Raw genomic sequence first — 17,444 nt, 5'->3', positions numbered from 1 at the left:
GCGCACGGCTTCCGGGCATCCAGGTGCCCCTTGCCGTCGCCTGTTCMACATCCGGCGCGCCGAGCGGCGCAGGCGGCTTGCTCGCCGTTACTTCGCCGGCATGAGGTCCAACCCGTTGTAGAGCGCCGCTCCGCTGATGCCGTGCGGCTTGAACGGCTTGAGGGTGGTCCGCGAGACGACGGTCAGTTTCTCGTTCACCAGCGGTTTCCAGAGCACGACCTCATGGACGATCGCCTCGGCCTGGGCGAAGGCGCTGTAACGCGCTTCCGGCGAGGTCGCGCGGTTGCCCTCCTCGATCAGGCGATCGGTATCCGGGTCGTTCCAGTTCATCCGGTTGGGCGTCGGCATGTTGCTGGAGAGGAAGTAGAGGTTCATCGCCTCGCCGGCGCTCAGATAGGGGTAGTTCATCTGGTAGAGATCGAAATCCTGGGTCCGCAATTTGCCCCAGACGATTGTCGCGTCGTAGAGCTCGACCTTGAGATCGATGCCGATCTTGCGCAGATCCCCTTGGATGGCCTCGGCCATCTGGCGATTGGCGTCGCCCGTGAAACCGTAGAAATTCAGCGAGAGCGGCTTGCCGTCCTTCATGCGGACGCCCTTGGGGCCCGCGACCCAGCCGGCCTCGTCGAGTAGTGCCTTGGCCCGGACCGGATCGTAGCGGAAGGCGCCGAGCTTCATCCCGGGATTGAAGTCGAGGGTCGCCTTGGAGAAATAGGCGTTCGCCGCCTCGGCTTCGCCGAAGAAGATGGCATCGGCGATCGCGCCTTCGTCGATGGCGAGGCTGATGGCTTCGCGGATGCGCTTGTCCGCCAGATGCGGGCGCGTGATCTTCATGCCGACATAATGGGTGCGGAAGGCCAGGTCGGGATTGAGGAGCCGGATCTTCGGGTTCGCCTGCACCTCGGCGACGGCCCAGGCCGGAACCGAATAGGAGAGGTCGCCTTCGCCGGTCTGCAGGGCGGCGACGAGCGTCGCGGCCTCCGGCACGATCTTCCAGACGAAGCGGGCGACACCTGCCGGCCCCGCATTCTCCATGAAGGCCGGCCCCCAGCGATAGGCGTCGTGCCGGGTCAGCACGGTCTCCGTCCTCGGCTTCCAGGAGCGGAAGCAGAAAGGACCGGTCCCATTGAATGCGGAAATGCCGAAATTATCCTTCAGCGCCGCAGCTTGTTCCGGGTCGATGATGACGAAGTTGAACTGCGTCATCTGATAGAGCAGTTCGGAATAGGGTTCCTTGAGACGATACTCCACGGTGTAGTCGTCGAGCGCCTTGATGCTCTCGACCTTGCCCGCCTTCCATTTGCTGACGCCGGCGAAGTCCGGATTGAGCCAGCGCTCGACCGTGCCCACGACAGCCGCAGCGGTAAAGCGCTTGCCGTCGCAGAAGCTCACGTCGCGGCGGAGATGGAACGTATAGGTCCGGCCGTCCGGGCTGACCTCCCAGCGTTCCGCCAGGCCGGGGCGAACGGTCTTCAGGTCGCGGTCGAGCGTGACCAGCGTTTCGCCGACCATGTACAGCACTTCTGCTGCGGCGAGCGTCGTGGTGCGCTGGGGGTCGTAGCGATCGGCGTCGCTCGTTCGCAGGGCCGTCAGCGTGCTCTCTTGCGCCAGAGCAGCAGCCGGCGCGACGAGAAGAAGCGCGAAAGCAAGGCTCGCCGCGCGTGACCCGAAAGAATCCAACAAAACCCGCTCCCGTGCGATTGAGCCGCTCTCCCTGCCAGATCCCGGAAACCCGGTTCTGGTGGTCGCGAACGGCATAGTAAGGTGGCTGCCAGCGCCGGCCATAACGATAAGATCGCGTCACTTCGTTCCTTCGGGGAATGAAGTTTCAGCCCTTCGGTGCGAGCCGGTTTTCGTCGCGCTGGCGCTGCCGGAACAGGCTCACCTCATCCAGGACCCAGCGTCGGAACGCCTGGACTGCCGGCAGATCTCGTTTCCGCTCCGGGCACACGAGGTAGTAGGATTCCGCGCTCTTCATCGCGCGGGCGAATGGTGCGACCAGCCTTCCGTCGGCCAGTTCGGCTTCGATCATGAAGCGCGGCACGATCGCCATTCCCATGCCGCTGATCGCAGCCTGGATGATCATTTCGAACTGCTCGAAGCGAACGCCGTGGAACGGGTTGACCTCGCTCGCGCCGGCCAGCTGCAGCCAGTCCTTCCAGGCTCGCGGCCGTGCGCGGTGATGGAGCAGGGCGAGCCGATCGAGATCCGCGACCGTGCTGACGGGCCCGTGGGGAGCCAGCAGCGACGGAGCGCAGACAGGAATGATCTCTTCCTCCATCAGCAAGTCGGATGGACCGCCGGGCCAGGGCTTCTCGCCGAAATAGACAGCGATATCGATGTTCTCCTCGACGAGGTCGAAGGGCCAGGCCCGAACGGTCAGGCTGAGGGCGAAACGCGGATGCAGAGCCCGGAAACCGCCGATCCTCGGCGCAAGCCAGCGCGCACCGAAGGTGGGAAGGGTGGCGATGTTGAGTATTCCGCCGCCGCCCTGGAAGGCGAGCGCTTCCATGGTTGCCGATTCCATGATCTCGAGGGCCTCGCGCACCCTGGCGAGATAGAGCTGTCCCGCTTCGGTCAGGACAATGCGCTGTCTCACGCGCTCGAACAGGCGCAGGCCTAGAAAGGCCTCCAGCGACTGAACCTGTTTGCTGACCGCGCTCTGCGAGAGATTCAGTTCCTCTGCCGCGCGGGTGAAGCTCGAATGGCGCGCCGACGCCTCAAAGATCGTCAACGAAGGCAGAGACGGCAGGACGCGGCGCACGATGGGTTCCGGGCGGATCGACAAGGACCGTTCAATAGCGATGGGCCGTTGGGTTGGATACGGCAATTCGCCCGCGGACAGAGCGCATTTGCCCTGCGTCTCCGGCAGTTCGAGCCTCCGTTCCGAAGGGCCAGCTGCTAGTGCCTCAGGATACAGGCCACGCGCGACCCTGCCGCCGTCTCCAGCAGGGGCGGACGGGCCGCGCTGCAGGTCTCGATCCGGATCGGGCAGCGGCTGACGAAGGGACAGCCTGGCGGCGGCGAGAGCGGGCTCGGCAGGTCTCCGGTCAGGATGATCTTCTCGCGCCGGCGTTGCAGCAGCGGGTCCGGCAGCGGGATCGCCGAGAGCAGCGCCTGCGTATAGGGGTGCTGCGGCGTCTCAAACATCGTATCGATCGGCCCGCTTTCCATGACCGTGCCGAGATAGAGCACCATCGCCTCGTCGGCGATATGCCTGACGACCGACAGGTCATGCGAGATGAACAGATAGGCGAGGTTGAGATCGCGCTGCAGCTCGAGCAGCAGGTTCAGCACCTGCGAGCGGATCGAGACATCGAGCGCCGAGACCGGCTCGTCGAGAATGAGCAGGCGCGGCGACAGGGCCAGCGCGCGTGCGATCACCACGCGCTGGCGTTGCCCGCCCGAGAGCGCGCTCGGCAGACGCTCCGCGAAGGCGGCGGGAAGGCCGACCCGGTCGAGCAGCTCGGCCACGCGCTTTCGCCGGTCGCTGCGCGTCCAGCCGGCGATGGCGAGCGGCTCGCTGATGCTGGCTTCGATACTCATCTTCGGGTCGAGCGCGGCGCTCGGATCCTGGAAGACGATCTGGATCTCCTGGGCGAGTTGCGCCCGCTCGCGCCCCTTCAGCCCGGTGATGTCGCGGCCATCGAACGCGACCGTGCCACCCGTCGCCTGTTCGAGGCCGATCACGGCATAGGCGGTCGTCGATTTGCCGCAGCCGGATTCGCCGACCAGCGCCAATGTGCGGCCGGCCGCAACGTCGAAGGAGACGCCGTCCACTGCCTTGACCACGCCGCCCGGCGTACCGACGCCGCGACGCAGCTTGAAATGGACCTTGAGATCGCGGACCTGAAGCAGCGGCGATGCGGTCATACCAGCGCCTCGACATGGTCCGAATGCCAGCAGGCGGCGCGATGGCTTTCTCCGACGCAGGCGAGAGGCGGCGGCGCCAGGCAGGCCTCGTCCGCCAGCGGGCAGCGCGTCCGAAAGCGGCAGCCATCGGGCCAGGACCCGGCGCTCGGGACCATGCCCTCGATGGTGCGCAGCACGGCCTTGCGCTGGCCCTGCAGCGTCGGAATCGTGGCGAGCAGGAGCTTGGTATAGGGGTGGCGCGGTTCGGCGAAGATCGGTTCGACCGCGCCGCTCTCGACGATGCGCCCGCCATACATCACGCAGACATCGTCGGCGAGATCGGCAACGACGCCCATGTCATGGGTAATCAGCACGATCGCGGTGCCGACCTCTTCGCGCAGGCGGCGCATCAGGTCGAGGATCTGGGCCTGGATCGTCACGTCGAGCGCCGTCGTCGGCTCGTCGGCGATCAGCAGGGCCGGGCGACAGATCAGTGCCGAGGCGATCATGATGCGCTGGCACATCCCGCCCGAGAGCTCGAACGGATATTGGCGCGCGCGCCGCGTCGCATCGGGAATGCCGACGCGCGTCATCATCGCGATCGCCTCCTCGCGCGCGGCGCTGGCCGAGAGGCCGCGATGCAGGATCAGCGCCTCCTCGACCTGCTCGCCGACACGCATCAGCGGGTTCAGCGAGGCGACCGGCTCCTGGAAGATGATCGTCGCCTCATTGCCCCTGACATCGGAGAGCGCGGCCTCGCCAAGCCCTGTCAGGTCGCGCCCGTTGAGCCGGATCGCGCCGCCCATGAACCGTGCCGCCTTCGGCAGCAGGTCGAGCACCGAGAGCGCGGTCAGGCTCTTGCCGCAGCCGGATTCGCCGACGATGGCGAGGATCCGTCCGGCACCGACCGAAAGCGAGACCTGATCGATGATGCGGTTGCCGTCGATCTCGACGACGAGATCCTCGATCGCCAGGACGGGGGCCTCGGTCGTGCTCATGCGGTTGCCGCGACGACTGCCGCCCAGGCGCTGGTCGGATGGGCCATGCCGATGAAGCCGCCGGCGGAAGAGGTCATCACCGCCGAGGGAATCGAGAAATTCACGGGGTAGAGCGTGTCCTCGACGATCTCGACCGGGAAGGCGGTGGCGACGGTCGCGGCGACGTCGGGTTCGGCGCGGGCGTCGATCTTGATGCGCGGCGTCGAGGCATCGATACGCGGGCGATGGAAGGCCTCCTCCAGGGACAGACCGAGATCGGCGATGCCGGAGATCAGCTGGAGCACGGTCGGGAAGATCGTGCGCCCGCCGGCCGCACCGATGGCGAGCACCGGCCGCCCGTCCTGGCTCAGCACCAGCGGGCACATATTGGCGAGCGGCTTCTGGCCGGCTGCGATGCTGTTCGGCTGGCCGGGGCGTGGATCGAACCACATCATGCCGTTGTTCATGATGATGCCGGCATTCGGCAGCGCGACCTTGGCGCCGAAACGTGAGAGCAGGGTGTTGGTCAAGGAGACCATGGTCCCGTCGCGATCGACCACGCTGACATGGGAGGTGCAGCCCGCTTGCGGTGTCGCTGCATGGCCGAGCGTGGTCAGGCGCGTGGCATAGGCCTCGCGGATGGCACTGGCATACAGCAGGGCCCGTTGCGCAGGCGTCGTCTCGGGCGAGATCGGGCCGGACGCCAGACGCCCGGCCGCATCGAGGAAGCTCGGCCCGCCGCTGAGGCCGGGAATCGCGGCGATGTCGAAATCGCGATAACGCCCGGTTAGCGGCGGCGCCCAGGTGACGTCATAGGCTGCGAGATCGCCCGGCCGGATGGCCGAGCCGCCGGCTGCGAGATCGACTGCCAGAACGCGCGCCGTCTCGCCTTCGTAGAAATCGCGCGCGCCGGACGTCGCCAACCGCTTGAGCAAGGCCGCCTTCTGCACCATCGGCTTGAAGCGCCGCGTATCGGCTCCGGCCTTGGGCGCATGGCCATTGTCGAGCAGCAGGGCAGCCAGCACCGGGTCGCGGGCGAGGCCCGCCACTTCGATCGCGATGCAGAGCGCCGCGAACCAGTCGATCTCCAGCCCGCGCTCCGCATGCTCGATCGCCGGCTGCAGCGCCTCCTCCCAGGACAGGGTGCCATGGCGCTCCAGCGCCGCGGAGAAACCGGCGATCGCGCCGGGAACGCAGATCGCACCATAGCCGGAGACGTTCCGGTCCCCCACCACGGAGGGCCAGGCGAACCAGTTGCCGGTCTGGGCATCGGTGAGCGGATAATCCGCCGGGTCGATGCCGGCAGGCGCCCGGACATTGAAATCGAGCGTTTCGGTCGCGCCGGTCCGGCCATCGGCATGGACGAGGAAACCACCGCCGCCGACGCCGGAGAGCCAGGGCTCGACCGTGCTGAGCACCAATGCGGTGACGATGGCGGCATCCATCGCATTGCCGCCGCGCGAGAGCACGGCCGCGCCGGCCTCGGCGGCGTGCCGGTTCTGCGCGGCGACGAGGCCATGGGCCGAATGGACGGCAGGCCGGCGGACGGTGAAGGTCTGCATCAGCGCGGCGTCTTGAAGCGTCGTGGCGCGCTCGGCTCGGGCAGGCGCAACGGCACGCTGAAGCGCTGGGCATTGGCGCTTGCGGCATGATGGGCCGCGAGTTCGCCGACGGTCGCGATCCAGACGCCGGGCGAGGAGGTGACCGCGTCGAGCAGCCGCTCCAGCATCCTGATCCGCCCGGCCCGGCCGGAAATCCAGTCATGGATCGTCAGCATCATCATCCGGCCCTCGCGATGCAGCATGTGCCACTCGTCGAGCCAGGCCTCGAGGATGCCGCCCTGCGGCGACGGCGGAGCCCGGTCCGTCGGGCTGCCGGTGAAGCGGAAATAGATTGCGTCATCGACCGCCCAGAGCACCGGAACCTGGGTAATGCCGTCGATCGTGTAGGGATGATCGAAGCCCATCAGCGAGCTGTCATAGAGGCCGCGCCGCTTCACCTCCGCCAGCATGGCCGGCGTCATCTCCCAGGCCGGCGAGCGGAACCCCTTCGGCACGATTCCGGCCTGGGCTTTGAACAGCGCCAGCGATTCATCGAGCGCGCGGGCGAATTCCTCGGGACCGGCTTCGGTCGCGATCTCGTGGAAATAGCCGTGCAGGCCGATCTCGTGGCCGCGCTCGACGAAGGCCGGCAGCAATTCCGGATGGTTCTTCGCCACCAGCCCCGGCACGAACATCGTCGCCTTGATGCCGTAGCGGTCGAGCAGGTCGAGGATGCGCCAGATGCCGATGCGCGGGCCGAACAGCCGCTGCTCGATCTGTCCGAGCGTGGCGGGCGCGCCCTCGGACAGGTTCCAGAGATAGGGGCTCTCGGCATCGACATCGACGCTGAAGCAGAAGGCGCTGCTCTTGCCGGCCGGCCATTCGTAATCCGAGACGGGAAAGCGCGCAGGCGCAAGGGAGGTTGTCATCGTGCCCTCCACTAGAGCGGGTTCTTCTTGTCCTGATGGACGGCGAGCGAGCCGATGGAGTTGCCTCCGTCGATCGTCAGGGTCGCGCCGGTGACATAGGCCGAGGCGCTGCTGGCGAGGTAAAGCAGGCCATTGCCGACATCCTCGCGCGAGGAGGGGCGGCCGAGCGGGATCTGGGAGATCGTGCTCTGGATATGCGCCTCGGTCAGGTCGCTGACCTTGCTGCCGGCGGCAAAGCCGGGCTCGAGCGCATTCACGCGGATGCCGAATTCGGCGAGCTCGACGCCAAAGCCCTTGGTCAGCCGGTCGAGCGCCGTCTTGGAGGTGCAATAGGGCACGACGGTGCGCCGCATCTTGCGCGAGGCGCCCGACGAGATGTTGATGATCGAGCCCTTGACGCCCTGGCGCACCATCTGCGTCGCGATCTCGCGGGTCAGGATGAAGGGTGCGCGCAGGTTGACCGAGAAGATCCGGTCGAACTCTTCCGTCGAGGTGTCGAGCAGGAAGCCGCTGGGATAGATGCCGGCATTGTTGACGAGGATGTCGACCGCGCCCCAGCGCGTACCGATCTCGGCCGCAAGCGCCTTGATCGAGGCTTCGTCGGTCAGGTCGGCCGCCTTGGTGAAGCTCTCGCCGCCGAGCCCGAGCGAAGCCGCTAGGGCCGCAAGCTCGTCTTCGCGCGCATCGGTCAGCGCCAGCACCGCGCCGGCCTCGTGCAGCGTTTCCGCGATCCAGCGTCCGATCACGCCGCAGGCGCCGGTGACGAGCGCGCGTCTTCCCTTGATGTCGTCGAACATGGTCATGATCCCTAGCGGAAACGGGGGTCGAGGCGGTCGCGCACGGCATCGCCCGTCAGATTGACGGCCAGCACGAGCACAAAGAGGCAAAGCCCGGGGAGGGTCGCAGCCCACCAGGCGGTCGCGACATAGTTGCGGCCGGTCGAGAGCATCGCCCCCCAGCTCGCGGTCGGCGGCTGCACGCCGAGCCCCAGGAAGGAAAGGCCCGCCTCGAACAGCACCATCAGCCCGAATTCGAGCGTCGCGACGACGCTGACCGCGCCGATGATGTTGGGCAGGATATGGCGGAAGAGGATGCGCCCGGCGCCGGCGCCCATCAGCGCGGCCAGCCGGACATAGGGCATCGTCGCGACCGTGAGTGTCTGGCTATAGGCCACGCGGGCGTATCGCGGCCAGCGCGTCAGCGCGAGCACCATGATGACGTTGACGAGGCTCGGCCCCAGCACCGCGACGGTGATGATCGCGAGCAGCACGGCCGGGATCGAGAGGAAGACATCGACGACGCGCATCACCGCGACCTCGACGAACCCGCGCCGATAGCCGGCAATCATGCCCAGGACCGTGCCGACGGTCCCCGACAGGATGACCGAGGCGAAGGCGACGATCAGCGAGACCCGCGAACCATGGATGATCCGGCTGAGCAGGTCGCGGCCGAGCTCGTCACTGCCCAGCCAGTAATGGAAGCTGCGCGAGACGGTGCCTGGTGGCTTCAGCCGGCCGGCGAGGTTCTGGGCATTGGGGTCATAGGGCGCGAGCCAGGGCGCCAGGATCGCGACCAGCACCACGAGCGCGATGATCGCGACCGGCCACCAGCGGCCAAGCGCGAGGCGGCGGCGCGGGCCAGGGCTGGAGGCAGCGATCGCGCTCATCGCGCCCCGTCCAGCACGATGCGCGGATCGATGATGCTGTAGAGCACGTCGGAGAGCAGGTTGAGCAGCACGGTGACGAAGGCCCCCATCAGCACGACGCCCTGCACGATCATGAAATCGCGGGCCAGGATCGCCTGCACAGTCACCTGGCCGATGCCGGGCCAGGCGAACACCGTCTCGACGATCACCGCACCGGCGAGCAGGTTCGAGATTTCCAGCGCCGCGACTGTGATCAGCGGGATCGAGGCGTTGCGGGCGACATGGCGCAGCAGCAGCCGGCCGGTGCGGACCCCGCGCGAGCGGGCGGTGCGGGCATAGTCCTTCGAGAGCTCGTCGAGCAGGGCCGAGCGGGTGATCCGCGCAAAGGTCGCCATGCTGAGCAGGCCGAGCGCGAAGGAGGGCATGATGAGATGCGAAAAATCGCCGGTGGAGGAGGGTGGCAGCCAGCCGAGCAGCACCGAGAAGACCAGGATCATCAGGATGCCGCTCCAGAAGGTCGGCATGCTCTGGGCCGCCAGCACGATGCCGGAAGCGGCCTTGGCGATCGGCCTGTCGCGAAACACCGCGAGCAGGATGCCCATCGGCACGCCGATGCCGCAGGCGACGACGAGCGCGCCCGCCGCCAGCATCAGCGTGTAGGGCAGGCGCGAGGCGATGATCGTCAGCACCGGCACGCGCTGCACCACGGACTGGCCGAGATCGAAACGGGCGAGATCAGCCAGGAAGTCGAGATATTGCAGCAGAAGCGGCCGGTCGAAGCCGAGCGCATGGCGCAGCGCCTCGACATCGGCCTTGGTCGCGGTCTCCGGCACCAGCAGATAGGTCGGATCGCCGGTCAGGCGCTGGACGAAGAAGATCAGCGTCACCACCCCGAGGATGGTGACGAGCGCCTGTCCGGCACGCCTGAGAAGAAAGCCCTGCACGAAGCCTCAGTCCACCCAGCTCATGCGGTTCAGGAACATGCTTTCATTCGGCGTCGGCTTGAACTGCAGGTTCTTGGTCGCGCCGTAGAGCACGGCCGCCTGATAGAGCGGCACGAGCGGGGCTTCCGTCGCGATGATCTCGTGAACCTGCTTGTAGGCGGCAAGCCGCTTGTCCTTGTCGAGCGTCTGGCGCGCCTCCTCGAGCAGGCTATCGGCCTTCGGGTTGCGATAGGCCGACCAGCCGCTGCTCTTGTGGACCAGCGGGAAGAGCACGCCATCGGCATCCTGGCAGGCGCAGGACCAGCGCCCGAAGCTCAGCGTCGAGGTGGCCTCGGGGCCGGCCTGCGAGCGCTTGAGATAGGTCGCCATGTCGGTCATCGCGATCTTGACGGTGAAGCCGGCATCGACGAGCTGCTGCTGGATCGCCTGGACGATGCGCTGATCGAAGACCGGTGCGGTCGCAAGCTCGATCTCGGCCTTTGCCGCCGGGCCGGCCTCCGCGACTAGGGCCTTGGCCTTGGCGAGGTCGAAGCCAGGGCCGCTCATGCCCTCGATCCAGCCAAAACTCGCAGGCGTCAGCAATTGCGAGACGGGCTTGTCGAAGCCACCGAGCAGGCCGTCGACCATGCCTTCCTTGTCGATGGCATGGGCCGCCGCCACGCGCAGCTTGACGTTGTCGAACGGCGGCTTGGTGGTGTTGAGGCGCAGATAGGCGACGCGCTCGGTCAGGCCGATCAGGGCCTTGGCCTTGGCCGACGACTTGAGCTGGGCCGCCTGATCGCTGTCGAGCGTCACGCCGAGATCGCTGGTGCCGGCCTGGAGATTGGCGACCCGGGTCGCTCCGTCCGGCACGGCGCGGAAGATCACCGCCGGAAACGGACCCTTGTCGCCCCAATAGGCATCGTTGCGGGTGAGCGAGACCTGGACGCCGCGCTGCCAGCCTTCGAATTTATAGGGGCCACTGCCGATGGGCTTCAGGTTGAACGCATCCTTGCCGACGGCCTCGACAACCGCCTTCGGCACGATCGAGAGCTTGACCAGCTGGGCCAGCAGGGCGGGATAGGCGCCGTTGGTGGTGAGCTTCACCTTGGTCGGCGAGAGCGCGACGGCATCGGTGATCTTGTCGAACTGGCCGAGCTGCGGGCTGCCGAATTTCGGGTCGGTGATGCGCTTGACGCTGTAGGCGACATCCTCGGCGGTCAGCTTCGAACCGTCGTGGAAGAGGATATCGGAGCGCAGTTCGAATTCGATCTCGGTGTCGGAGAGGTATTTCCAGCTCGTCGCGACCTGCGGGACGATCTCGCCCTTGTCGTCGCGGGTGACGAGATTGTCGAAGATGTTGCGGTAGACATAGTAGCTGTCGGGGTTCCACTGCACCTGCGGATCAAGCGAGGACGGCTCGTTGACGAGGTCGACGACGAAGCGCTCCTTCGATGCATGGGCGGGGGCGGCAGAGAAAGCGAGCGCTGCGGCCAGCGCAGCAAGACGAGCATTCCGTGAGAGAGGGGTCATCGCTGCTGCTCCTTCGAGAGGGGGCGGGGCTGGTCGGTGGTGATGGTCGTCGTCCGTCGCGAGCGCCTTGCCGAGCGGGCCGGTGGTGGCGCGGGCCGCGATGCCGCCAGCATCAGGCCCTGGGCGAGTGCCTCGGTGAAGCGCCGGTGCTCCGCGGCGATGGCGAGGCTCGCCGCCTCGGCATCGCCAGCGGCAAGTGCGCTCACGAGATCGCCGAGCTCAGCCGGCGCAATCGGATGGCCGGCGAGGTCGAGCATGCGCACGATCCGATCGGCATGGTCCCAGATGTCGCCGAGCCAGCGGCGGGCAAGCGTCCCGGTCGCCGCGGCCAGCAGGTTGCGCAGCTGCCGTTCGGCGGAGCGCGCGGTCGAAAGCGCCACCGGCTCGGTCCGGCCCCGGACAGAGTCCATCACGCCAAGCAGCGCGGCCAGTGCAGCCTGGGTCTGCCCGCTCGGCTGCAGCGTCGCCAGCGACGGCTCCAGCCTGCGGCGGCCGTCCAGTACGCTCGCGATCAGGGCGCCGTCGACGGGTGCGATCTGCCAACCCTGGCGGGCGTGCCGGTCGACGAAGCAGGCCGCGGTGAGCTCGGTCAGCGCGACGCGGATACCGGCGCGGCCCAGTGCGAAGCGTTCGGCCAGGGCGGCCTCATGGACGAATTCGCCCGGCGCAAGCTCGCAGGAGACGACCGCCTTGCGCAGCCGCCGGCTTGCGACATCGAGCTGCGTCTCCGCAACCGGGAGCGACGAGGATGGCGCGAACGCAGGCGAGGTATCGAGCATGGCAGGCATGCTGGATCAGCTTCTGAGATTTCACAAGTGCTTTGTGACATCTCAAATAGAATGCCTTGGAGGCATCGAACGCGCACGACGCGGTCGGCTGTTCGGGCCGGGCCGATAGCGCAGGGGCTACAGTCTCTTCGGAGGCGGTGAGGACCTGAAGCATGGGCCCGAAAAGTGGATTGCGGATTTCGGGAAAGCTGATGCCCATTAAGAAAGATTGGATCATCGGACCGGATCCGCATCCGGTCCGATGATCTGGCCCGGGCGTTCGGTCAACTGATGAGATCGATCTTCTGAAGCGCCATCTGGACCTCGCGCAGGAATTGAGTGAGCGAGGCGCCGAACAGTCCAACGGACAGGACGAAGAGAAACGCTACGCCGCGCTCGTGAGCTAAGCCCAGGAAGGCGAGGGCGAAGGCAACAACCATCAGCAGGATCGTCGTCACCCCGCTGGAAATCGCGAACACGATGGCGCTGTTGATCAAGCCTGCTCGCCGTTCGAGGCGGGGCAAGTCAGCCTTGAGATCCGGGGCGATCGAACGATCCAGCGCGTTCAATGTTCGCGACCGGTCGAGAATGCGCTCGAGGCGGTTGATCAAGACCGAGATGAGGCCGACCACCGCGCCAAGGAGGAAGGCGGGTGCCGCTGCCTGGGTTATGACCAGCGACAGGTGATTGACGGAGGGAAGCTCGGACAGCACCGTTTCACCGTGCCCGCTGCGTCTGCTTGACGTGCGGGGCGTGACGGCCCTGCGGCGCCCATAGGGGCGCGAGTGGGGCTGCAGCGTATTTGGGGTTCATGGCGCCCTTCCAGAAAGCGTCGCGATCTGCGGATAAGTCACGTCGGGCAGCTTTGATCCGCCTGCCGTGATATGGCTTTGGCCGTAGGCTTGGCCCTTACTTGACCATGTCGGTTCGGGCGACGTCGATTTTCGCCTTCACCGCATCGAGGTTGAAGCCCGCGCCCTTCTGCATCGGTGAAAATTCAAACGTCCTCATGACAGGTTTCTCGACCTGCTGCTGAACGAAGACGAAGCGCCAGAATTCAGATATGAGCCAAGAGAGGTATTGCCGCGCACCATACTTGGTTCCGCTGTCGGGCCAACCCGTACGCTCGAACGGGGCCGAGGCGAACGTGGACCTTGGCCTTCTCGCACAGCCAGCCACCGGGGTTGGTCAATGAAGCGGTTGCCATTCTCGGCTTTGCCCGCCTGCACTCTGTCCGGCCAGAGGATCATCACCGGGAGGCGGAACCCACCTTCCGTGAGGCCCTTGCCCCGAACGACAGCTCGAAATGCGAGCGGTCCATGTGCTTGTAGCCGCGGAAACGGCCCCCCCAGCGCAGCGATACGCCCAGTTCGGTGGCGGCACGCTTGAGTGCAACTGCGATCCGGTTCTGGGCATTCGGATCGAAGATCACCCGGCCCTCCACATCGAGCGGCCACAGATCCACGGCATTACCCGAACGGTGTGAGCTCGCATGCACCCTGGACCAGCCCCAGGCGACCGCCTGGCGTTGCAGTGTGCGGTCGCGCCGGCCTGAGCCGATCACGAAGCGCAGGTCGGGATTGTCGGCCTGGGCCCGGCCCACCACCCTGGCGAGCGCCGGCTGGATCGCCCGGAGATTGGCCTCGTGATGTCCGAGCGGATCGGGATTCCAGGCGCGGAACATCGCCAGTTGATCCCGTCCGTATTCATCGACAGCCGGAATCCGCGCGTAGACGCCGCCCGGTCCGTAGGGGCCAGCGACATCCGCAGTTGCCGGCACGCCCGTTCTGGCTTGACCATGGGCGCCGCTCCCCCAGCCGCTGCCGAGGAGCGCGATGGCGAGGAGACCCAGGCGCAGGGGGCGTGCGAGGAAGCGTGCAAGGGAGCGCAGAGGTGCAGGCATGGCCAGCACAGTCGCAGCCCGATGCAGTCAAGGGAAGGCGGGATCGTCCGGCCCTCGGGGATGGGCAAGGCAGTGCGCGTCAGGGACGCTGCCGCAGGCTGGCCGGGGTCATCTCGCCTGGAATTCCGCCGCGAGAAAGTCGATGAAGCCGCGCACAGCCGGTGACAGCCCACGGCGCGAGGGAAAGACCGCATGCACGATTCCGCTCGGCAGCGTCCAATCCGGCAGGATGAATTCCAGTGTTCCTGAGGCGACCTTGTCCATGACCAGATAGTCCGCGAGCTGAGCGATGCCGACGCCGTCCTCGGCCGCCTGCCGCAGGGCGTCCATGTCGTCGGTGGCGTATCGCGGCTCGAACGCGATGCTGACAGGTTCGCCCGCAGCGTTGCGAAGCTCCCAGGCATGTCTGGGGGGGGACCGGATCAGATCCAGCCCTGGCAGCCGGCTCAACTGCGTAGGCGTTTCCGGCCGGCCGAACCGGTCGAGCAGAGCCGGGCTTCCGACCAGGAGCTGCCGGCTCTCTGCGAGCCGCTTCATCACCAGCCCCTCATTCTCGAGCGGAGGAAACCGGACGCGCAGGGCGATGTCGACCCCTTCCTCGATCACGTCGACGCGGCGGTTCGTTGCAGAGAGCTGCACGCGCACCTGCGGGTGGGCGATCAGGAAACGCGACATGACCGGGGAAACAAAGCTCAGCATCAGCGAGATCGGGCATGTCACGCGGATCATCCCGCGTGGTTCGGCGCTGGTGTTGTCGATCGCCTCCTGGGCGGCTTCTGCCTCGGCGATCATCGCCACGCAGTGCCGGTAATAGACTTCGCCGACTTCGGTCATCCCGAAATGCCGCGTCGAACGTTGCAGGAGCCGGCTCCCCAACCTGTCCTCGAGCAGCGCGATGCGGCGGCTCAGCGTCGATTTAGGCATGCCGAGCGCGCGCCCGGCTGGTGCGAATCCGCCATGCTCGACGACACGGGCGAAATAGAAGAGGTCATTGAGATCCTGCATCGCGTCGTTCCATTTTTGGAACGGACAGTACCGCTATGGCCGACTACAGGCAAATTCGTTCCACGAATATCTCTTGAGGCATCGGGGCTGCGGCCTCGATCGAACCCTACGGAGATATCGATATGGCCAAGAGTTCTCTGCTCACCCCCGATGATCACGCGCTCTTGCTGATCGATCACCAGTACCTGCAGCTGCTGGCGCTGCGCTCCCACACCAGCGAAGCGGTCGTCAACAACACGACCTTCCTCGCCAAGGCGGCGAAGCTGTTCAAGGTGCCGACCCTGCTCACCACGGCCTTCGCCGAGCGCCAGGCGCTGTTCGAGGAGGTCCAGGCCGTCTTCCCGGATCAGACGCCGGTCGACCGGACCGGGCTGAATTCCTGGGATGATCAGCGCGTCCTCGATTGGGTCAAGAAATCCGGCAAGAAGAAGCTGGTGATGGCGGGTCTGTGGACCGAAGTGTGCCTGAGCATGCCGGTGATCGACGCGCTTGCCGACGGCTACGAGGTCTACATCGTCACCGATGCATCCGGCGGAGGCAGCACCGAGGGCCATGAGCGCGGCGTGCAGCGCATGGTCCAGGCCGGCGCGCAGCCGCTCACCACCATTGCCTATGTCTGGTTCTCGGCCACGGCCGGCCCAGCGCCCCAATGCGGAAAGGAGAGCGACGAAATGAAGGACATCGACAGGGCACTCAATGTCGAGGTGAGGGGCGGCCTGCCGGATGAGCTACTCGCATTGCTGCGCAAGTTCCCGCGCGACCAGTGGGCGAATGATCCGAGCCTGCACGGGCTGGCCGAAGGCTGGCTCCAGAGGCATGATCTGTTTCGGGAGCTCTCGGTGCTGATCGGCGGCATGACAACCGATCTCAGGGAAGGTCGCACGTCCCCAGCCGCGTTCTTACCGCTCTTCCAGCGCCGGATGGGCCTTTTGCTCGGCGAGCTCGATGGACATCACCGCGTCGAGGATGAGCACTACTTCCCGTCCTTTGCCGCCGCGGCACCGAGGCTGCAGAAGGGGTTCGATATCCTCGACAATGACCACGATGTGATCCATGGCGCGATCGACCGGCTCGGAAGCGCCAGCCGCGAGCTCATCGCAGCGCTGTCGGGCGAGGTCTCGGGGCGCGACGGGGACGCGTTGCGCGTGGCCGAGCGGATCGCCGGAGAGATCGAGGGCTTCGACCGAACCCTGCTGCGGCATCTCTGGGATGAAGAGGATCTGATTATCCCCCTCATCCTGGAACGCACCCGGGATGATCCGGAATTCGGGTGACCCTTCGCGGCAAGCGGCGTCGACCGCGCCGCGGCAGGTGTCGTGCCTGCGCTTTGGGAGGATGGCTTGAGTTCGCGCGCTTCCTGTCTCATGGCTTTGGGAATGAGCGCCGATCTCGAGCCTTCCGACCCGCCCGATACGACCGAGTCGTCCCCACTGAGGGGCGATGTCCGAGCCGTGATCAAGGTCGATATCATGGTCATCGGCGCCGGCCAGGCGGGGCTGTCCAGCGCCTATCACCTGCAGAATCTCGGTCTTCTGGCCGGCAGGAACTATCTCGTTCTCGACAAGTCCCCGGAAGCCGGCGGCGCCTGGCAATATCGCTGGCCGTCGCTGACGCTCAGCACGGTCAACCGGATCCATGACCTGCCGGGCATGCAGTTCTCCGATGTGATCGAACCCGGCCTGACCGAGGTGAGGGCGTCCGAGGCTGTTCCCCGGTATTTCGCGGCCTATGAACGCAAGTTTCAGCTGCCGGTCTATCGCCCGGTGGCGGTCAAGGTCGTCTGCGACCGCGGCGACCGCTTCAGGATCGAGACCGATCGCGAAACCTTCTCGGCCCGCAGCATCATCAATGCCACCGGCACCTGGGAGACACCCTATATTCCGAGTTATCCGGGAGCCGACCGCTTCCTGGGCCGGCAGCTTCACACCCGCGATTACCGCACAGCCGACGCGTTCGCCGGGAAGCATGTCATCGTGGTCGGCGGCGGCATCTCCGCTCTGCAATTGCTCGATGAGATTTCCCGCGTCACCTCGACCACCTGGGTCACCAGGCGGGAGCCGCAGTTTCGGGACCGTCCCTTCACGGCAGAAGATGGGCGCGCCGCCGTCGCCATGGTCGAAGACCGGGTCAGGCAGGGCCTGATCCCCGGCTCCGTCGTGTCGGTGACCGGGATTCCACTGACACCGGCCTTGCTTGCCGCCCGCGAGCGCGGCGTGCTGAAGCGTGTGCCGATGTTCAGCGAGATCACCGAACAGGGTGTGCGCTGGGCCGACGGAGCCGAGCAGAGGGCCGATGTCATTCTCTGGTGCACCGGTTTTCGCAGCTCGCTCGACCATCTGGCGCCGCTGCAGATCCGGGACGAGAAGGGC

General features: G+C 66.4%; 16 protein-coding genes. 2 read left to right on the top strand and 14 right to left on the bottom strand.

Going from position 1 to position 17,444, the window contains the following annotated elements:
* Nucleotides 1–87: 87 nt before the first annotated feature.
* From AC1D34_RS07035 to AC1D34_RS06970, 14 genes are all read right to left on the bottom strand, one after another.
* Nucleotides 88–1,680 carry an ABC transporter substrate-binding protein gene (locus AC1D34_RS07035; protein ID WP_476823847.1) on the bottom strand — a complete coding sequence of 531 codons (1,593 nt, stop codon included), beginning with the start codon at nt 1,678–1,680 and terminating at the stop codon, nt 88–90.
* A gap of 148 nt (nt 1,681–1,828) precedes the next feature.
* Nucleotides 1,829–2,764: a transcriptional regulator GcvA gene (gcvA, locus tag AC1D34_RS07030; protein ID WP_476823846.1), complete on the bottom strand. Its 936-nt coding sequence runs from the start codon at nt 2,762–2,764 to the stop codon at nt 1,829–1,831.
* A gap of 137 nt (nt 2,765–2,901) precedes the next feature.
* A complete protein-coding gene (locus AC1D34_RS07025) occupies nt 2,902–3,873 on the bottom strand; it encodes an ABC transporter ATP-binding protein (protein WP_476823845.1) in 972 nt (323 codons plus the stop codon).
* Complete coding sequence (locus AC1D34_RS07020) at nt 3,870–4,850, bottom strand: ABC transporter ATP-binding protein (protein ID WP_476823844.1); 981 nt, start codon at nt 4,848–4,850, stop codon at nt 3,870–3,872. The genes AC1D34_RS07025 and AC1D34_RS07020 overlap by 4 nt, the downstream gene beginning before the upstream one ends.
* Nucleotides 4,847–6,391 (bottom strand): gamma-glutamyltransferase family protein, encoded by a 1,545-nt coding sequence (locus AC1D34_RS07015; protein ID WP_476823843.1) that lies wholly within the window; start codon nt 6,389–6,391, stop codon nt 4,847–4,849. The genes AC1D34_RS07020 and AC1D34_RS07015 overlap by 4 nt, the downstream gene beginning before the upstream one ends.
* On the bottom strand, nt 6,391–7,299 hold the full coding sequence (locus tag AC1D34_RS07010) for a polysaccharide deacetylase family protein (RefSeq protein ID WP_476823842.1): 909 nt from the start codon (nt 7,297–7,299) through the stop codon (nt 6,391–6,393). Before AC1D34_RS07010 ends, AC1D34_RS07015 begins: the two co-directional genes overlap by 1 nt.
* Before the next feature lie 11 nt (nt 7,300–7,310).
* Nucleotides 7,311–8,096, bottom strand: a complete 786-nt coding sequence (locus AC1D34_RS07005) for an SDR family NAD(P)-dependent oxidoreductase (protein WP_476769384.1) — start codon at nt 8,094–8,096, stop codon at nt 7,311–7,313.
* Nucleotides 8,097–8,107: 11 nt separating this feature from the next.
* Nucleotides 8,108–8,965: an ABC transporter permease gene (locus AC1D34_RS07000; RefSeq protein ID WP_441493723.1), complete on the bottom strand. Its 858-nt coding sequence runs from the start codon at nt 8,963–8,965 to the stop codon at nt 8,108–8,110.
* Nucleotides 8,962–9,888 carry an ABC transporter permease gene (locus tag AC1D34_RS06995; RefSeq protein WP_441493722.1) on the bottom strand — a complete coding sequence of 309 codons (927 nt, stop codon included), beginning with the start codon at nt 9,886–9,888 and terminating at the stop codon, nt 8,962–8,964. Before AC1D34_RS06995 ends, AC1D34_RS07000 begins: the two co-directional genes overlap by 4 nt.
* Nucleotides 9,889–9,894: 6 nt before the next feature.
* Nucleotides 9,895–11,400, bottom strand: coding sequence for an ABC transporter substrate-binding protein (locus AC1D34_RS06990; protein ID WP_476776858.1), 1,506 nt, complete (start codon nt 11,398–11,400; stop codon nt 9,895–9,897).
* Nucleotides 11,397–12,179, bottom strand: coding sequence for a GntR family transcriptional regulator (locus AC1D34_RS06985; protein ID WP_441493720.1), 783 nt, complete (start codon nt 12,177–12,179; stop codon nt 11,397–11,399). The genes AC1D34_RS06990 and AC1D34_RS06985 overlap by 4 nt, the downstream gene beginning before the upstream one ends.
* Nucleotides 12,180–12,451: 272 nt before the next feature.
* Complete coding sequence (locus tag AC1D34_RS06980) at nt 12,452–12,880, bottom strand: DUF2721 domain-containing protein (protein ID WP_441493719.1); 429 nt, start codon at nt 12,878–12,880, stop codon at nt 12,452–12,454.
* A 536-nt stretch (nt 12,881–13,416) separates the two neighbouring features.
* A complete protein-coding gene (locus AC1D34_RS06975) occupies nt 13,417–14,070 on the bottom strand; it encodes a M15 family metallopeptidase (RefSeq protein ID WP_476769388.1) in 654 nt (217 codons plus the stop codon).
* Nucleotides 14,071–14,178: 108 nt separating this feature from the next.
* Complete coding sequence (locus AC1D34_RS06970) at nt 14,179–15,075, bottom strand: LysR substrate-binding domain-containing protein (protein WP_476823841.1); 897 nt, start codon at nt 15,073–15,075, stop codon at nt 14,179–14,181.
* Nucleotides 15,076–15,197: 122 nt separating this feature from the next.
* Here AC1D34_RS06970 and AC1D34_RS06965 point away from each other — a divergent pair, with 122 nt between their 5' ends.
* Both AC1D34_RS06965 and AC1D34_RS06960 read left to right on the top strand, forming a co-directional pair.
* Nucleotides 15,198–16,349, top strand: coding sequence for an isochorismatase family protein (locus AC1D34_RS06965; RefSeq protein WP_476823840.1), 1,152 nt, complete (start codon nt 15,198–15,200; stop codon nt 16,347–16,349).
* 102 nt (nt 16,350–16,451) lie between these two features.
* A partial coding sequence (locus AC1D34_RS06960) for an NAD(P)-binding domain-containing protein (protein WP_476823839.1) occupies nt 16,452–17,444 on the top strand: 993 nt, incomplete at its 3' end.

It is taken from the genome of Allobosea sp. P1_A7 (genome assembly GCF_056406775.1).
This window is presented reverse-complemented; position numbering and strand designations above follow the sequence as displayed.